Annotated in this window: 13 protein-coding genes; 3 read left to right on the plus strand and 10 right to left on the minus strand. The window is 59.7% G+C overall.

Going from position 1 to position 17,055, the window contains the following annotated elements; translation table 11 throughout:
* Positions 1 to 36: 36 nt before the first annotated feature.
* Together F3J08_RS14005 and F3J08_RS14010 are read right to left on the minus strand one after the other, a co-directional pair.
* Entirely contained in the window at positions 37 to 1,275 is a 1,239-nt protein-coding gene (locus F3J08_RS14005) for an SLC13 family permease (RefSeq protein WP_166930756.1), read from the minus strand.
* Positions 1,276 to 1,287: 12 nt separating this feature from the next.
* Entirely contained in the window at positions 1,288 to 2,565 is a 1,278-nt protein-coding gene (locus tag F3J08_RS14010) for an MFS transporter (protein WP_122039098.1), read from the minus strand.
* Positions 2,566 to 2,875: 310 nt separating this feature from the next.
* Between F3J08_RS14010 and F3J08_RS14015 the strand changes: the two genes are divergently transcribed.
* The gene (locus F3J08_RS14015) at positions 2,876 to 3,154 is read left to right on the plus strand and encodes a hypothetical protein (protein ID WP_166930758.1); all 279 of its coding nucleotides are present in this window, start codon (positions 2,876 to 2,878) and stop codon (positions 3,152 to 3,154) included.
* A gap of 115 nt (positions 3,155 to 3,269) precedes the next feature.
* On the opposite strand, the gene F3J08_RS14020 is transcribed toward F3J08_RS14015, so the two are convergent.
* From F3J08_RS14020 to F3J08_RS14050, 7 genes are all read right to left on the minus strand, one after another.
* The gene (locus tag F3J08_RS14020) at positions 3,270 to 4,598 is read right to left on the minus strand and encodes a lipopolysaccharide biosynthesis protein (protein WP_166930760.1); all 1,329 of its coding nucleotides are present in this window, start codon (positions 4,596 to 4,598) and stop codon (positions 3,270 to 3,272) included.
* 14 nt (positions 4,599 to 4,612) lie between these two features.
* Positions 4,613 to 5,800, minus strand: a complete 1,188-nt coding sequence (locus F3J08_RS14025; protein ID WP_166930762.1) for a glycosyltransferase — start codon at positions 5,798 to 5,800, stop codon at positions 4,613 to 4,615.
* A gap of 344 nt (positions 5,801 to 6,144) precedes the next feature.
* On the minus strand, positions 6,145 to 6,459 hold the full coding sequence (locus F3J08_RS14030; RefSeq protein WP_122039128.1) for a hypothetical protein: 315 nt from the start codon (positions 6,457 to 6,459) through the stop codon (positions 6,145 to 6,147).
* 124 nt (positions 6,460 to 6,583) lie between these two features.
* Positions 6,584 to 8,455, minus strand: coding sequence for a potassium transporter Kup (locus F3J08_RS14035; RefSeq protein ID WP_166930764.1), 1,872 nt, complete (start codon positions 8,453 to 8,455; stop codon positions 6,584 to 6,586).
* Between the two features lie 28 nt (positions 8,456 to 8,483).
* Complete coding sequence (locus tag F3J08_RS14040; RefSeq protein WP_062164157.1) at positions 8,484 to 8,699, minus strand: hypothetical protein; 216 nt, start codon at positions 8,697 to 8,699, stop codon at positions 8,484 to 8,486.
* Positions 8,700 to 8,889: 190 nt separating this feature from the next.
* Positions 8,890 to 10,320 (minus strand): ATP-binding protein, encoded by a 1,431-nt coding sequence (locus F3J08_RS14045; protein ID WP_166930766.1) that lies wholly within the window; start codon positions 10,318 to 10,320, stop codon positions 8,890 to 8,892.
* Between the two features lie 100 nt (positions 10,321 to 10,420).
* Positions 10,421 to 11,701, minus strand: coding sequence for a TIGR03862 family flavoprotein (locus F3J08_RS14050; RefSeq protein WP_240149369.1), 1,281 nt, complete (start codon positions 11,699 to 11,701; stop codon positions 10,421 to 10,423).
* 180 nt (positions 11,702 to 11,881) lie between these two features.
* Between F3J08_RS14050 and F3J08_RS14055 the strand changes: the two genes are divergently transcribed.
* Complete coding sequence (locus tag F3J08_RS14055; protein WP_166930768.1) at positions 11,882 to 13,366, plus strand: mannitol dehydrogenase family protein; 1,485 nt, start codon at positions 11,882 to 11,884, stop codon at positions 13,364 to 13,366.
* Positions 13,367 to 13,414: 48 nt separating this feature from the next.
* Complete coding sequence (locus F3J08_RS14060) at positions 13,415 to 14,563, plus strand: redoxin family protein (RefSeq protein ID WP_166930770.1); 1,149 nt, start codon at positions 13,415 to 13,417, stop codon at positions 14,561 to 14,563.
* A gap of 66 nt (positions 14,564 to 14,629) precedes the next feature.
* Here F3J08_RS14060 and F3J08_RS14065 read toward each other — a convergent pair whose 3' ends face one another.
* Positions 14,630 to 16,957 (minus strand): TonB-dependent receptor, encoded by a 2,328-nt coding sequence (locus F3J08_RS14065; RefSeq protein ID WP_166930772.1) that lies wholly within the window; start codon positions 16,955 to 16,957, stop codon positions 14,630 to 14,632.
* Between the last annotated feature and the right edge of the window lie 98 nt (positions 16,958 to 17,055).

A 17,055-nucleotide genomic window follows, 5' to 3' on the forward strand; every position in this document is an offset into this window, starting at 1 on the left:
CCGCCTCTCACGCTATCGGGGGTGAAACACCTGCACTCAGATCATCAGAACAAGCAAAGCGGCAATCAGGGCGGGTACGGTCAGCGCCATGCCAAAGCGCATGAAGCGCCCATAGCTCATTTCAAGATCGTGCTTGCGCAGTATAATCAGCCAGAGCACCGTTGCCAGAGATCCGCTCAGCGTCATGTTCGGCCCCAGATCCACACCAATCAACAACGCATCCTGAAAGGCGCTCCCATGGGATGAGAGCATCGGGGCAAGCTGGGCCGCCATCAGGCCCGAAGGCAGGTTGTTGATGATATTGCTCAGAATGGCCATGCCAAAGCCCGTCACCATAACGGCCTCGGTGCCGTGACCACAGGCGAGAATGAACCGGACAAGCGAGGCGATAACACCACTTTGCTCAACGGCTGCGACAAGCACGAAGAGACTGGCAACAAGCGGAAAAACCGACCAGGAGATTTCGCTGAGTCCGGGCAAAGGAGACTGGCGGCGGCGCAACGTTATCACGGCATAAAGCGCCACGCCTCCCGCGGCTGTGGCCCAGCCCAGCGAACCATGCATGAAAGAAACGAGGGTCAGCAGCAGCGTGATGACAAACAGCGCCAGCGCACTGAAGCGCGCCGTCGCATCCAGCTTAGGCAACGGCTCCGACTGATCGAACTCCACCGCGATCCTGTGTCGCATCATCCAGAAAAGCATCACAAAGCTGATCCCAATCGCCATACAGGATGGCGCAAGGAAACGCCCCAGCCAGGGCACGAGACCGGGGGGAGCTCCTCCGTAAAGCACGAGATTGGCCGGATTGCTGATCGGTAGCAGAAAGCTCGCCGCATTGGCGACAAAGGCGCAGGCCAAGAGCGAGGGATAAGGATCGATCCTGGCCTTGCTGGCAACCGCAATGACGGGCGGTGTCAGCAGGATGATCGTGGCATCATTGGAGAGAAAGGCCGTTGTGACGATTGCGACAGCAAAAATGATAAGGAACAGCCTTTGCCCGGAACTGCGCGCCCGGCTCAGCGCGAAGGCCGCCAGCCAGTCGAACAGCTTTTCCTGCCGTGCCACTTCGCTCAGCAGCATCATGCCCAGCAGAAACAGATACACCTCCTTGCCCGAGGCGATTGCCCGGCCAGCATCATGCCAGGCGATAATCCCTGCGAGCGGCAGGGTTACGGCGGCGAGTGACGTCCACAGCGCCTCGGGCAATTGCCACGGCCGCAGCAATAATCCCGCTACTGCGAAAAGACAGGCCCCCCACAGGATAAGCGCCTCCATGGCGGTTGTTCCTCAGGCTGCCACGGCAGCAGGTACGCCCTGCTCATCCGGGTCACGTGTTTCGGGCATGAGCGTCAAGAAGAATACCAGCGCCGTGGCAGCAATGACCGTGAGAGAAAGAAAGCCGGCGTGATAACCCTCAAGCTGCACAATGTAACCGCCGACGAGATTGCTCAGTCCGCCCCCGATGCCGACACCCAGCGCCACCATCCCCTGCAGGAAGTTGAAGCGGCCTGTTCCCTGAGTCAGATCGGCCGCGATGATGATGGCGATGACACCAAAAATACCAGCCGCAATACCGTCCAGTACCTGAATGGCGATAATCGCCTCCGGGGCGTCGAACCAGGTGAACAGCAGGCCACGTATCGGCAGGATGGCGAAAGCAAGCAGGAAGATGGGCTTGCGGCCTATACCACGCGCCATGGCACGCCCGACGCCCCATGCCACGAGCATCATCACGAACTGCGCCACAATGACGCAGGCGCTCAGCGTGACGGTTTCGGAGCCCGGATGGCTCTTGGCCATCACCTGACCGGCAAATGGAAGCATCGCGGCATTACCCAGATGGAAGAGCACGATGGAGCAGAGGAAAACCCATACAGGTCGGCGACCGACCAGAGAACCGATCGAGACGGGTGGCTCCTTCGAATCATCCTCACTGCCACGCGCAACCTTCTGGTCAATCTCACCGGGTCGTATGAGCAGGAGGCCAAATGCACTCGCCAGAGCCGAACCGCAGACTAGATAGAAAATCCAGTTCAGCCCCCAGTATTGTCCGCACAGACCTGCCAGCGCAGCAGAAGTAAAGGAGCCGAAATGGTTGATGCTCTGGTTGCGACTGATACGGCCAGGCAGGCGACGGCGCCCTACCAGCCCCAATGAAATGGCGGCCAGCGCTGGCGGTATGACCGCTGCCGCCACTCCCATCATGATCTGCGCTGCCAGGACAGGAGCCATGCCGGGCACCGCAACGATCAGGAGGCAACTCAAGGCCGTGACAACCGCAGAGATTGCCACCAGGGCACGTTTGAAGCGGACAGAGTCCACCATCAGCCCTGCGGGGATCTGGCAGAACGCCGTTGCAAGCCCGGTCATGGCCATAGCCAAACCAATCGGCCCTGCCTGCCAGTGTCGAGCACTGGCAAGATAGACGGTCAGATAAGGACCAACGCCTCCCTGCACATCCGCCAGAAAAAAATTGGTCGCATCCAGCCCTGCCTTGCTGCTGGCCGAAAGGCCTTGCGCCGACCCGGCCTTTACCGGAGCCCCGTCCGCCTGTGCCTCTTTCACGTCTTCACTACCACCATAATAAAAGTAATAAATGAACTGGTCTTGTGATCAACAGCACTGGGCCACTAGATTACCAGCTGTGAACTGCCAAGTGTCCGAGAGAGCCAGTCATGATCGTACACCCGGCATTGCCTCTCTCTGACGGCTTGTCCGACAGTGGCAGGATGCTTCATCACGTCTGTCAGGTCATCGCGAAGGTAAAACATCCTGCGTGAACGGTCGCCCCCGTGAGATGTTCCAAACATCCGTTGGCAAGTTTCCCGACCGCTGCTGACTCCCCCGATTGAACGCGTAGAAGAAGGCGAAAACCATGCAAGCCATCACCGCAAGATCACGCGTCGACCTGCACGCATTACGGCTGTTCTCATGGCTGATGTGCCTTTCTTTTACGTCGGTCGGGCTGATGCGCTGCTTCTGGCCTTCGCATGTCGGCTTATTCGTCTTCCCCGATCATCGCTGGGCATTCGGCATCGTGCGCGATATCGAAGGGGGACACGAATATGGCGGCGCGTCGGTCACCCCTGTGTGCCTCGGCATCGCTGCTCTGCTGTTTCTGGCACTGGACCGATCGGAAGGAGGCCGTCGATAGAGGTTGGGGAGTGCAAGACACTCAACCGTAGACGCGGCCGCATCATGCTCCAGCGTTCCGAAACCCTCTTAGTAAACCCGTCTCGGATCTGCCGAGCACTCAGGTAACAACTCCCTCAGACCACGCCGTAACGTTCAGCCCAGCGCGGAGAGATCCAGCGCGCGGCAAGGAACAGGCAGAGGGCGAAAATCATCACCGAGCACGCCACGCTGGCCAGAGCCGCCCCTGTCACACCGATGACTGACATGAGGCCCGCCAGCACGACAAAATAGAGCACCATGACGGCAAGCCGATATTTCAGAATGATCGCAAGCCGCCCCATAACGGTCAGCAATGTCTCAAGCGGAATGATGCACACCTCAAGCAGGGCGCTGCATACCATCAGAAGAATGATGAGGCGCTCATGGGCAAAACTGTCATGCAGCATGAGATGCAGGATCGCCTTGCCCCCGAACAGCGCCACAAGCACTGCCAGTACCGAAAACCCGATAATCACCAGTGCCAGGCGTCGCGTGACATGGCGCAAGGCCTGCCAGTTCTGGCTGTCGCGAAACCGCACGAACTCCGGGTACAGGCTCGGGATCATCATCTGGGCCGGTTTGGCAAGACCATCGCATATCTGTTTGGTCACGCGATAGATCGCCACATCACGCGCGCCGAGTACGGCACCGATGATCAGCGTCCCACCCTGACGGAACACAGCATCCAGGATCTGGTTGACGCTGACCCTGATGGTGAATCCCCAGATACCAACAATATCGGCCGCACAGAAAAGACAGGAGAAAAACCCGATATCCCGCCCCATATGACGGCGCAGAAGGATAAACCCACCGAGGCTCGTCACGACAAACAAGGCTGCCTGATGCAGGAACCAGACAAACAGGAAGAACTCCAGCGAGGCATGAAGCAGATAGCCGATCAGATAACCGATCGTACGAACACAGGTCGAAACGAAATCGAACAGGGCTGCCAGCCCGAAACGGTTGCTCAGCCGGATCAGCCCCGTGGACCACCCCGTATTCATGAAAGCGACCGTGAGCATCATCCATGAGGCATCACGCTTGACGGCGTCCGACCAGCCCAGAAAATGCGTGCCTGCCACGGCAATCACAATCAGACCGCCAACCAGCCCCGCCAGACCGCTGAGCATGTCCGAGCGCATGCAATAGCCCAGTATGGGCATGAAACGCCTGCGATCCCGTGCCTCATATGACGCAGCGCCATAATGCAGCAGCGTTTGCCATGACTGGAGATGCGTCATGTCTGAAACGAGCATGACGAAGGTGGTGATCAGAAGCAGCACACCGAAGGTTTTCAGACCCAGCGTATGCGCAGCCCATGCCACATAGGCGAAACTGCACAGCGCATTGATGATGCGACTGGAAACCAGAAAGCCGGTATTGCTGAAGATACGGTGCAGCGCCGAGCGTTGTTCAGAACCCATGATCAGGCAAAAGATTACGCGCGGGCCGTTTTGTCAAAGGCTCGTCCTGTCAGGCCCGGACTGACGGGGCGCCTGGGCTGCATGAGCCCCAGAAAAAGCCTCCCCCCATGCGAAACATGGAAACGATCTACCAGACGGGCCAGCTCGTCGTGAGGTGGGGGAGCTTCATCAAGAACTTCGATCAACGCTTCGGCCAGTGCGCCCTCATTGCGCGTGGGTACGATCCGTCCTGCAGCATTTGTCCTGATAAGCGCGCCAACCGCAGGTGAGCAGTTTGTCGAGACGACCTGACGCCCCGCGGCGAACGCCTCCGTCAGTACGGCACCAAAGCTTTCGCAATGCGAAGTGAGCGTGAAGAGCCGCGCTTCCTCGAGATGGGTACGTATAGAGGGCACGTAGCCGGTCAGCGTCACACAGTCTGACAGACCAAGACGCTCGATCAGCGCCTCAAGCTCGGGGCGTGCCTCTCCCTCACCACAAATCACCAGTTTCGCCTTGGGATGGCGCCTAAGAACGTGGGGGAAAGTCCGTATCAGACCGTCAAACCCCTTGATGGCGGTAAGGCGTCCGGCTGCCAGAATGGTCTTGCTGCCTTCTGGCACGGGTTGCGGCGGCTTCTCATCCCACAAGGCAGGCAGGGGCACCACATCAACTGGCGAGCCCCTCAGGATTTCACGCGTCTGCTCGGCAAGGCTTTCGCTGAGGGTCGTCACGCGATCGGCATAGCGCAGCAAGGCGCGCATACGCCGGTTGTATCGTGATTGGGCTGCCTGAGAACGACCCTCACGACAGACTGGCGAACTGACCTGCGCGAGAATGAAAGGACGCTTTTCCCGCGTCAGCGTCGCCAATAGCGGAACCACGGGCCAATGACTGTTGCCAGGCACATATACGGCGTCAAAAGCGAAGCCGGCAGCACGGTGACGGGCGCGCCAGGCCAAAGCCCAGGCCAGAGCCTTGTCGTTCAGCCGGGCACTGATCGCAAAATCCACGATGGATACATCCCGAATGACAAGGGAGCGCAACGGCCCAACCCCACGTCCAGCCAGGATGACGACTTCAAGGCCGCATGAGGCCCAGTAATTGGCAAGACCGACAGCCACGCGCTCGCTTCCACCAAGGCGGAAATCACGAAGGACAATGCCGATACGCGACAATGGCTGCTGTTGGGGAGAAGATCGGAATGGCAGGGTGACAGACATGACGGGCTAGAAAATCCGCGACACTGGGATGATGAGCCCTGCTTGTCATAGTTTGACACAAGATACAATGCGTTACTTTAAGGTTATCGATTTATTAGCGTTCTTCGCCTTCGCCAAGCCTTATTGAGTCAAAAAGCCCCGTTATTACCCCTTTTGAGGTGTAATAACGGGGCTCATGACTTGTCATGACCGCGATATGTGATCGCAATTCATGATTTCACCGGGTCTGGTCAGCGTTCAATATCACCCGTATGCAGAAAAGCGACGCAGCTGCACAAGCCAATATCACTGGCATTAGATGTCACTGCGGTATCTTCTCTTATGGATGTCCGCTGAAGACGTCTTCAGTTCTTCGGCGGCGGGGCGTCAGACGGGGCGGATTTTCCCGGCTGCGTCGAGTGCTCGACGTCGTAAGCCGTGGCCTTTTCCTCATAGCTGCCCTTGGCGCCCGGGTGCTCCTTGTCATAAGCCGCTGCCTTCTCCTTGGCTTCCTTGCGGTATTCGTGACGGCGATACATCCCCGTCGCGCAGCCGCCCACAGCACCCAGCACGCCGTGATTGACCAGATGGCCGCCTACGGCACCCGCCGCGCCATATTTCAGGCAGCCACCCGGCTCAGCCATAGCCTGCGGGAGCGTGATAACGAGGCTTGCTGCCATAAGCGTGCAGCCGAGGAGATGACGCATGGTATTATTCCTTCCAGTCTGGCCCCGTCGCATTGCTGACATCGGGGCGAGGTGAGCGTAACGCCCTTCATCACTGAAGGGTCGCAAACATGTCAGGTCAGATCTCGACCTGATGGCCAATCTCGATCAGTCGTTCGCGCGGCAGGGTGAAGCGGTCAGAGGCCCGCACAGCGTTGCGATAGAGAAAGCCGAAAAGGATACGACGTGGCGAGACCATTTTGGGTGTCTTGAGGTCAGGTACCACATCATCATCACCAGCAAAGAAAACGACCGTCTCGAGATCGAGACCGCAGCCCGCTTCCTTGGCCTGACCCAGCACATAATAGAGGTTCGGTATCTCCACAAAACCGAAGCTGACATTCACGGTCCAGATCCCGTGGCCGACATCCTTGACCGACATGCGCTCATCGGCAGGCACACGGGGCACCGTATCGAATTTCACATTCAGAATGACGACATGTTCGGGCAGGCAATGGAAATCGGCAACGTGGCGCATCACGATGGGTGGCAGGGCCGTCTCATAGCGCGAGAGGAACACGGCAGCGCCGGGTGTGCGGATCAGCTCTCCGTCACGCAGCTTCTGCAACACCTTATCTGAGCGCTCACCAAGGGGGGAAAGGCCTGCACGCAGGAGGGTGATACCGCGACGCCAGGTGGTCATGATCACATAGATGAACAGGCCGATCAGCAGAGGCACATAGCCGCCCTTGTCGATCTTGAGCAGATTGGCAACGAAGAACGCAACGTCGACCACCGAGAAGCAAAGCGCGATCGGCAGGGCCTTCCAGAGTGGCCATGACCAGCGTTCACGCATGACATCGAAGATGAGCAGGGTCGTCATGAGCATGGTGGTGGACACCGCCGTGCCATAGGCACCGGACAGGGCATCTGAACTCTTGAAGCTGAGCGCGATGAGCAGTGTGACGATCATCAGCGCCCAGTTCACTACAGACACGTAGATCTGCCCGTATTCCTCATCCGAGGTCTGGCGGATGTTGAGGCTCGGGAACCAGCCAAGCTGCATGGCCTGACGCGTGAGCGTGAAGGCGCCGGTGATGATGGCCTGGCTGGCAATGATCGTGGCGAAGGTCGCCAGAATGACCATGGGCAGCACAAGACCATGCGGCATAGCCGCAAAGAACGGATTGTCCTTCACCTGCGGATGACTGACCAGAAAAGCCGTCTGCCCGGCATAGCTCAGCACCAGCATGGGCAGCACGATCACCGCAAGGGCAAGGCGTACGCTGGGCCGGCCCACATGGCTCATATCGGCATAGAGCGCTTCAGCACCCGTTACCGAGAGAAAAACCGCCCCCAGGATGATCAGGCTGTTCGCGCCGTGCTCATACAGGAACCGCAAACCGTAAAGGGGATTGAGCCCGACCAGCACGGAAGGATCATGCAGCAGGGAGAAGAGGCCGATCCCACCAAGGGCCAGAAACCAGACCAGCATGATGGGGCCGAACACGGCACTGATACGCGCTGTACCCAGTGGCTGTATGGCGAAGATGCCAAACAGGATGACGGTGGCGATGGGCAGGATGTAGGGCTGGAGCGACTTCGTGACAACGCCAATGCCCTCGATGGCGCTGAGCACCGAAATGGCCGGGGTAATGGCGCCGTCACCATAAAGCAGCGCCGCGCCGAACAGTCCGGCTGCGGCGAGCAGCGTGCTGCGTGCATACCAGTGTTTGCCGAACGAGCCGCCAACGAGCGAGAACAGGGCGAGGATACCGCCCTCCCCCCGGTTATCTGCCCGCATGACCACGGTCGCGTATTTCACAGCAACCACCATGATCATCGTCCAGACAAGCAGGGAGAAACCACCGAGCAAGGTCACCCGGTCGGTCGAGCCTGTGTCGTTCAGGACGGTCTGGAGGGTATAAAGTGGACTGGTGCCGATATCACCAAAAACGATGCCGAGGGCTGCCAGTGCGCCTGGCAGCACCTTTCTGTGTTCTTCGGCCATACGGCTCCCCGTGCAAGAGACCCCGCGATCACTCGTGGCGAGGCGCGTCGGAGTCCAGAAGTTTGACGTCGATGATCATCGCGCCCGAGAAATACATGGGCTTGACGAGATGCTTGATGATGTAGTGCCCGTCGCCCCCCTGGATATGCACCGGCACGGTGATGTCGTAGCCGGAGAGACGGGCATCGTAGGTTGCATCCGCACCATTAAGGGCTACGAGGGCGATCAGTTCATCGTTTGTCATAATTTTATCCAGAACCTTTCAGGGCTGGTTACAAATCGGGTTCCCTGATCAAACGATACCGTCCACCGCACGGTTGCAGCCCGCGGCTGCTGAGGTGGAATACGATTTTGTCATCCGACGCGGGACACTCCCCTTGTCTTGTAACATTGGCATCCCGCACCCGGTGGGGCGGTGCCCGGCTGTTACGCCTTCAGCCGGTCTGCCAGCCATGCCCTATGAAAGCGACGCGCCGGCCCACTGGCATGTCCTGCACCACGATGATCTGGCGTTCCTCCAGATAGGCAAGCTGCCGACGCGCCCTGCCGAGTGAATGCGTGCCATAGGCCTCGGCTATGGCCTCATCACTGGGGCACGGCGCCCCGTCCAGGGCGGCACGTGCCAGAAGCAGCACGACACCCTGCACGTCTTCAGGTACGGCCCGGGCTATATCGAGCGCCTGCTGCCAGGTCTCTTCCTGCGCCTGCTCAAAGCTTGACCCCGAGCGCACACTCGCAAGCAGCAGCCGAAACACGCCAAGATCCAGCACATTGCGGTTGAGCCGCTCGATGCGGGCGCGCAGCTGGAAATCCTGATAGAGCGTGGCCAGCGGGCGATAGGCCGAATCCGTCTCGGCAATCACCGCCTCGACCAGACGCCAGAGCAGTTCCGGCGCAGCATCGATTTCGGGCGCGACCTCCTCGACCGGTGCTGCCGCCGAATAAGCGTCGAGTTGCGCGAGCAGATCGGGCGCGGGCGTGCGCCGCTCACGCGGGCGGGGCGTCGCTTCCACCACAGGTTCGAGAATGAGGCTGTAATTATCCTCGGCGGGGCGTGCCTCGAACGGGGTCAGAACCGGCCCTGTCGCGTGGCTGGCCGTCTCGACCGTGCCGATCGTGACCATGAGCGGCCTGCGGCTCAGCGCGGGGCCGAGCGCCATGAACTGGCCGCGGGCCAGATCACGGAACCCCTCCGCCGTGCGGCGCTCCATCCCCAGAAGATCAGCCGCGCGGAGCATGTCGATATCGAGGAAGGTGCGGCCCATCAGGAAATTGGAGGCCTCGGCCGCCACGTTCTTGGCGAGCTTCGCCAGACGCTGCGTTGCGATCACCCCTGCCAGACCACGCTTTCGCCCACGACACATGAGGTTGGTCATTGCCCCAAGGGACAGACGCCGCGCCTCATCGGAGGTGTCACCACTCGCGACTGGGGCGAAAAGCTGCGCCTCATCCACGACCACCAGCACCGGATACCAGTGCGCGCGCGGTGCCTCGAACATCCCGTTGAGGAACGACCCTGCCGCCCGAAGCTGCATTTCTGCCTCGACCGATTCCAGATTGAGCACCACCGATGCCCTGTGGGCACGCGCGCGCTCACCGGCAGCACGGAGTGTGGCCTCTGTCTGTTCCGATGCATCAATCACGAGGTGGCCGTATTTATCAGCCAGTGTCACGAAATCACCCTCGGGATCGACGATAACCTGCTGGACAAGCGTTGCCGTCTGTTCAAGCAGACGACGCAGCAGATGCGACTTTCCCGAACCCGAATTGCCCTGCACCAGCAGGCGGGTTGCGAGAAGTTCTGTCAGGTCCAGCTGGACATCCGCACCGTCGCGGCCACGACCCATGGTAATCGATACGCTCATGGGGGTCTCCCTAGCGCAACTCGCCTCTAAAGTCAGCCATTCGCCAAGGCATGAGAGCGGGTTTTACACTTCGCTTGGGGCTTGCGAGTTTGCCCTGACTCTAGGTCCCCGCCTCCAGCCACGACAGTACCCCATCGCCTGCCGCCCGACCGGTGGCGAAACAGGCCTGAAGCAGATAGCCGCCCGTTGGCGCTTCCCAGTCCAGCATCTCTCCAGCCACGAACACGCCGGGCCGCGCCTTGAGCATCAGCGCCTGGTTCACGGCATCGCGCCGCACACCGCCCGATGTGGAAATGGCCCGGTCGAGAGCATCTGCGCCGCTTAGCCACAAGGGGCAGGATTTGATGAGCGCGGCCAGCCCGTCAGCGGCCCCTTGCCCCTGATTTTCAACGCAGGACCCTGCGGGTTGCACCCTCCCCTCAAACGCCTCGCGCAGCAGCCAGCGGGCGGGTGCGGAGAGGCCAAGGCGACGCAGCCTGTTCGCCTGGCTCTCCCGCGCACGGAATTTGTCCAGACGCTTGGTGAGTGCGTCGCGGGTCAAGCCGGGGCGGAAATCGATCCTGATGTCGAGCGGCGCCCTCTCCGCCAGCGCATCGCGCCATGCCGCCGACACGCGATAGACGGGCGCTCCTTCGATGCCGCGCTGCGTGATGGTCACATCCCCCCGCGCCTGTACGCCTGCCCCGCTGATGACGACCGAATGGAGCACCTCGCCGTGAAAGCGCTCGTGAAAGGCCGCAGGACAGCACGTCTGAAAGCCGCAATTGGCCGGCTGGAGCGGGGAGACGCTCTCAGGGGGCAGGTACTCAACCCAGCCACCATCACTCCCCAGGCGAGACCATGATGCACCACCGAGCGCCAGAACAACAGCGTCCGGGCAGGCGCTGGCCACGCCCTCTGGTGTCAAAAATAGCAGCTGTCCCTGTGCGTCCCATCCGGTCCAGCGGTAGCGCAAAGCAAGCCGCACGTTCTGCGCTGCCAGACGCCCCAGCCACGCCCGCAAGAGCGGTGAGGCCTTCATGGCATGAGGAAAGACGCGACCGCTGCTGCCCGTAAAACAGCTCTGCCCGAGCCCGTCGGCCCAGTCACGCAGCGCCTGCGGAGGAAAGCGCTCGATAAACGGCGCGAGCCATGCCTCTGCTGCACCATAGCGCGTCCGGAACAGGGGGAGATCTTCGGCATGGGTGAGGTTCAGCCCGCTGCGCCCGGCCATCAGGAATTTACGGGCCGGGCTTGGCATATGGTCATAGACCACCACATCGTGCCCGGCCGCCGAAATCCGCTCGGCGGCGGCAAGTCCGGCCGGGCCCGCGCCAATTACGGCAATCGTTTTCCTGTTCGTCATCGGGGCGGTGTAATCCTCCTCACCAAATAGTGCCATAGACAGTCCGTTTTATCGCTTGAGGGATATCAGGGAACCGCCACATCATCCGGCGCGCTGCACTACAGATTGCGTGGCCGAACGAGGCCATGCCCGGACTGTTCCGGCATTTTTCCATCCGGGGCAGGACGACCCCAACGCCATTGTTGTGATCGCGAAAGATCACACCCAGGATAGCTCATGATTGCTCTTTCCACAGCAACTCTCCCGGCCCTCCCCTCCAGTGTCGAGACATTCTCCTATGATCGCGACGCCCTGACAGCCGGGATCGTGCATCTGAGCGTGGGCAATTTCCACCGCGCTCATCAGCTTTGGTACATGGACAAGCTTCTGCACGAACCGGGCAACAGCCATTGGGCCTTCTGCGGCGTCGGGCTGATTGATGACGCTACCGAACGCCTCAAGCTGGAGGCCTTTCCGGCGCAGAACGACCTGTACACGCTGACCCGCTACGCCCCTGACGGAAAGACCCGCCATCAGGTGATCGGCAGCATGATCGCCTATCTTTTCGCCCCGGCCGACCCTGAGGCCGTTCTGGCCCGCATTGCTGCTCCCGCGACGCGCATCGTCTCCATGACCATCACGGAAGGCGGCTATAACCAGGATCACGCCACAGGTGCCTACCGTCTGGAAGCCCCTCTGACCCAGCGTGAACTGGCCGATCCGGCCCGACCGGAATCGGCTTTCGGCTTCATTGTCGAAGGGCTGCGCCGTCGCCGTGAGGCGGGCATTGCGCCCTTCACCGTGCTGTCCTGCGATAACCTGCGCGATAATGGCGTGGTGACCCGCCGTTCCGTTCTGGCCCATGCCGAAGCGCTCGATCCCGATCTGGCAGCCTGGATCGCCCAGGAGGTCTCATTTCCGAGTTCAATGGTCGATCGCATTACGCCAGCTGTGCTCAAGGAAGACGCCGAACGGGTCAATGCCGAATGTGGGGTGATTGACCAGCTGCCCGTGATCTCGGAAGAATTCGCGCAATGGGTCATTGAGGATCATTTCGTCAATGGGCGCCCCGAACTCGAAAAGGTCGGCGCGCAGCTTGTCCCTGACGTGCATCCCTACGAGCTCGCCAAGGTGCGTATGCTCAATGCCTCCCACTCCATGCTGGCCTATCCCGGCCAGCTTGCCGGGCTCGACACCGTGCGTGATGCGATTACCGATCCGGGCATCCATGCTCTTGTCGATCGTTTCATGACGCTGGACGTCATCCCGCATCTTACCGCGCCCGCCGGTATGTCCCTGACCGATTATCGCGACCTGATCGTGGCCCGTTTCAGCAATCCAGCCGTGGGCGACAGGCTGGCCCGCATCACGGGTGATGGCGGCAGCAAACTGCCCGTCTTTCTTGCGCCGACATGGAACGTGCTGATTGAAAAAGGGGCTGACATACAGCGCATCGCTTTCGTGCTGGCCTGCTTTATTCGCTACCTGCACGGCCGCACCGATGCCGGCGCTCGCTTTGAGCCCTTCGAACCCGCCATGGGCGACGCCCAGCGCGAGCGCGCCCTGTCATGGGAGAGCGTTTTCAGCATGACAGTGTTCGAGAGCTTCACCCTGAGCGAAGCGCATCGCAGCCTGATACGTGAAATGGCAGAGAGAATGGAACAGAAGGGAACCCCCGCCGTTCTCGCTGAACTTCTCGCAGCAACGGGTTCCGGCGACTGACCTGACAGACCCCGGAGGCGCGTTGCACCTGCCCGAAAAGGCCCTTTCATGGCTCAGCGCGCTTCCGGTTCTCTTCAACCTCTCTCAACCCAGCCTGCCATTTCGCGGCCCAAAGCAGCCCGGTTCCGGTTCGGGTCGGGCCTGCCAGCGATCCCCCACCTTGGAGAGATGCGTCTCGCCCTGGGTGGCCTGTGCCTCGGCCTGGCGTTCGGGTGGGGCATTACAGGGGCAAAAGCGGCTCCGCTCGACTCACTGAGTGGCGCCACCAACTGGCTGAACTCTGCGCCGCTCACGGCGCAGGCGCTCAAGGGCAAGGTGGTTCTGATCGATTTCTGGACCTATTCCTGCATCAACTGCTTGCGCGAAATGCCTTATGTCGAGGCCTGGGCCAATAAGTACAAACCCTACGGACTTGTCGTGATTGGCGTCCATGCGCCCGAATTTGCCTTCGAGAAAAACCTCGAAAACATCGAGAAGGCGGTCGCGCGCTTCCACATCACCTTCCCGGTAGCCGTCGATAACGACCGCGCCATCTGGAACGGCTTCAACAACGAATACTGGCCTGCCGCCTATTTCGTCGAAGGAGATGGCAAGATACAGGCCCATCATTTCGGAGAAGGTGATTACGACCGCTCCGAACATCAGATACAGGCCATGCTGCGCGATAATGGCGCGAAGAACGTGCCAGATGACCTCGTTCATCCTGTGGGAACGGGCGAGCAATCCGAAGCCGATCTCTCTGCTATCGGCTCTCCCGAAACCTATATCGGCTATGAACGGGCGAGTCATTTCATCTCGACTGGAGGGGCCGTCCAGGACTCTCCTAATGATTATGTCATCGAAAACAGCCCCGCCCTCAATGAATGGGGTCTGAGCGGGAACTGGACGATTGGGCCTGAAGCCGCCCGCCTCAACAAGCCGGGCGGTTCAATTACCTTTCGCTTCCATGCCCGCGACCTGCACCTTGTGCTCGGCCCGGCGAAAGACGGCAAACCCGTCAGGTTTCGTGTCACCCTTGATGGCCAACCTCCGGGTGCCATGCACGGAACAGATTGCGATGCCGACGGTATGGGAACGGTGAGCGGCCAGCGTCTCTATCAGCTCATTCGCCAAAGCGAGAACAACGTGGGCGACCATCTGTTTCGCATCGAGTTTCTGTCACCCGGTGTCGAGGCATTCTCCTTCACCTTCGGCTGACCTGCAAAAAACGCCCCGCGCTTCAGCCGGGGCGTTTTCGATGGTTCTGCCTTGAGCAAGCGCCATTCAGAAGCTGGTGGAGACTGTTCCCGTCATGGTGAAGCGTGCAGCCGTCATGAAGGAATTGCCGTAGCCGGTATAGGGCGCAAGGCTGCCGCTATAAACTGTGCTCGGATCCTTCGCGCTATAGATCGCACCCATAGCCCCCGTTCGCACAATCGAGCCCGTTACATTTGCGAAGTTCAGCTTGATGGTTGGCGACTGGGCGATACCGATTGGCTTGAAGCGATAGCCCAGTGAAATCGTGTTCGTGACGAAGCCGGGCATGCGCTGATCGCCTGCAACGCTGACCGATTGCGGGCCCGTGTAATGCAGGCTCGCATTGCCGAAGAACCCGGCATATTTGTAGGTCAGACCGAAATTCGCGAGCACACGCGGCGCCATGATGGCCTGCGTGCCCTTCGAGTTCAGCATGACATTTGTATAGGGGTCGAACACATTGCTGTCCTGAACAGCATGGAGATATTCGACCGAGGCATAGGGGCTGAATCCGTGAATCGGGCGGCCCGAGATCATGAAATCGAAACCACGCATATGCTGGTTACCGATCGAGAACGGCTTGAACTGGTTCATGCCCAGATACTGGTTCACGATACGGTTGGTGACATTGTAGTTGAAGAATGACGCATCAACGATGATGTGCTGATCATGATAGCGATAGCCCAGCTCTTCCTTGATGGAATACTGGTTCTTCGGGATCGGTACGCTGGTATAGAGCCATCCCAGATCCACGGCGCTCGGCTGACGGTAATCCCCTTCTGCATTCAGGTAGATCTGGCTGTGCTCGTCGATGGTATAGCCGACAGAAAGCTGCGGCAAAGGGGCGGTCCGGTTGTTGGACATGCGCCCGTACAGATCCTTGTTCCAGGTATTGGACATGACGAATTTGAATCCGGCCTGGATATCAAGCTTGTCGTTCAGATATTTGGCATGATCCTCGATAAACAGGCTGTGGATTTCCGTGCCTGCATTCTGCTGATCGCCCGCATCGATCCGATAGGCTGCCCAGTTGGGGCTGGGGGCAGCACCGTTATCCTGCGTGTAGCTGGTTGGGTAGGATTGCTGGGTATAGTTGTTTTCGTACCAGTAGCCGAAAGACACATGGTTGTGGCGATCCACATCGATACCAAGCTTTGCAGTCGCCCCGCGGCGCTCGGTCGCTCCCTGCAGGAAGTAGCTGGTCACGTTGCGGGTGGTGCCATCATTCTGCGTCACGGTGCCGCCTGGTGACGCATCCCAGCCCCGTCCAAGGTTGTAATAGGGCTGAAGATCGAAGGCGATGCGGCGCGTCAGGACAATATGGATCGGGGCAGAAAGATAGACCTGATTCCAGTAATCCGTATTGTTTTTCCAGTAATTGATGTTGTTCGAATTTGCCGAGCGACCGTACCCTTCACCCGTATGCTTGTATTTGTAAAATTCCTGCTGGGTCGGATAATTGTCGATCGTGAAGTCTTCCCAGTTCCACGAGACAAAGGCCTTGGCAAAGGAGCCATTCTTCCACTGCTTGTTCAGACCGAAATCAACATGTCGGCGGTCATTGATACCCGCCCCCATCCAGCTGCGTGTGTGGGTGTTTGAAAACGAGACATAGCCGCGCACGCCGCTATGGCCGATCTCGCCGGTCTCCAGCCGGATGAACTCGCGCGACAGGTTGTTCGTGCCATAGGAAAAATCAACCAGACCGCCAAACTTCCTGTCGGGCGTATGGGTGGTCTCATTCATCGTTCCGCTGGCCGCCGACATGACGGGCAACGCGGTCTCGGAACTGCCGGGCGTCAGCGAGACGGATTCGACGTTCTCGGTATCCACATTTTCCGTGATGTATTTGGCGGCTGCCGCGGGCGCGCCATCGACCAGAAGCGCCATATCGAGATCAGTCAGACCGCGTGTCTGGATCTGCCCGCCCTGCATACCATAGGGATCGGGCGTGCTGATGCTGACGCTTGGGAGATTCTGGATCAGATCGAGCGCCGTGCTCGAGGGGTTACGCATGGAGATATATTCGTGATCGACGGTCTGCACGTTACGCGGCGCGTGCTCGATGCGCATCATGCCACCACCGCCATTGAGGGCCTGGCGTGAGGTGGTAACCGATATCTGCTCCTCGCCCCTGGCCTCGACAGCCTTCTTGCGACCAACGTGCGGCACGGGTGCCGTTGCTGTCTGGCCAGGCCGGGCCACCGTATGTTTCGGACTACCATGACGCGGGGTCCCGGCTGAGGCCGGCGCACCGGAGGCCGCATGGGCAAAATTCTGCGACAGACAGGTGGCCGAGGCCAGACAGATCGCCAGCCCGATTTTCAGTTTCGCACGACCAAACACATACGCCATCGAGACCCTCTTCCCAATTTCCGAAAGTTTTCGAGTTTATTACTTACGAGACACAAAGTTACGCCTCGAAAGCCCCGCTTGCAGTTTTATATCTGCAC

The organism is Asaia sp. As-1742 (assembly GCF_011753235.1).
GTDB lineage: Bacteria > Pseudomonadota > Alphaproteobacteria > Acetobacterales > Acetobacteraceae > Asaia > Asaia bogorensis_B.

Coding starts and splice junctions, on each gene's coding strand:
- F3J08_RS14060 (WP_166930770.1), top strand. CDS start 13,415: ATGGCTCAGCGCGCTTCCGGTTCTCTTCAACCTCTCTCAACCCAGCCT.
- F3J08_RS14045 (WP_166930766.1), bottom strand. CDS start 10,320: ATGAGCGTATCGATTACCATGGGTCGTGGCCGCGACGGTGCGGATGTC.
- F3J08_RS14055 (WP_166930768.1), top strand. CDS start 11,882: ATGATTGCTCTTTCCACAGCAACTCTCCCGGCCCTCCCCTCCAGTGTC.
- F3J08_RS14035 (WP_166930764.1), bottom strand. CDS start 8,455: ATGGCCGAAGAACACAGAAAGGTGCTGCCAGGCGCACTGGCAGCCCTC.
- F3J08_RS14050 (WP_240149369.1), bottom strand. CDS start 11,701: ATGGCACTATTTGGTGAGGAGGATTACACCGCCCCGATGACGAACAGG.
- F3J08_RS14005 (WP_166930756.1), bottom strand. CDS start 1,275: ATGGAGGCGCTTATCCTGTGGGGGGCCTGTCTTTTCGCAGTAGCGGGA.
- F3J08_RS14065 (WP_166930772.1), bottom strand. CDS start 16,957: ATGGCGTATGTGTTTGGTCGTGCGAAACTGAAAATCGGGCTGGCGATC.
- F3J08_RS14030 (WP_122039128.1), bottom strand. CDS start 6,459: ATGGCAGCAAGCCTCGTTATCACGCTCCCGCAGGCTATGGCTGAGCCG.
- F3J08_RS14025 (WP_166930762.1), bottom strand. CDS start 5,800: ATGTCTGTCACCCTGCCATTCCGATCTTCTCCCCAACAGCAGCCATTG.
- F3J08_RS14040 (WP_062164157.1), bottom strand. CDS start 8,699: ATGACAAACGATGAACTGATCGCCCTCGTAGCCCTTAATGGTGCGGAT.
- F3J08_RS14015 (WP_166930758.1), top strand. CDS start 2,876: ATGCAAGCCATCACCGCAAGATCACGCGTCGACCTGCACGCATTACGG.
- F3J08_RS14020 (WP_166930760.1), bottom strand. CDS start 4,598: ATGGGTTCTGAACAACGCTCGGCGCTGCACCGTATCTTCAGCAATACC.